The organism is Parendozoicomonas sp. 2304DJ65-17, from assembly GCF_058148445.1.
The window spans coordinates 1-236 of the sequence record NZ_JBYVJV010000125.1; the positions used below are offsets into that span (position 1 = coordinate 1).

General features: G+C 46.2%; 1 protein-coding gene. It reads left to right on the plus strand.

The window, feature by feature from the left end; genetic code table 11:
• Positions 1 to 236, plus strand: a 236-nt coding sequence (locus ACY2RR_RS24760) for a helix-turn-helix domain-containing protein (RefSeq protein ID WP_490110860.1), incomplete at both ends; no start/stop codon positions are given.

A 236-nucleotide genomic window follows, 5' to 3' on the forward strand; every position in this document is an offset into this window, starting at 1 on the left:
GAGCAAGATTTCACCGCTCAAAAGGCTGCCAAGTTCCTGAATATGAGCCCCAGAACTTTACAGAGAAAACTCAGCTCATCATCAACAAGTTTTTCCCAACTGAGAGAACAGGTGATAAAAAGGCAGGCAATACACCTTCTTGAAGAAACTTCTCTCTCCACGGAACAGATTGCCCGAGAGCTGGGTTACAGCGATCGCATTAATTTTGTGCACGCCTTCAAACGCATGAGTGGCCT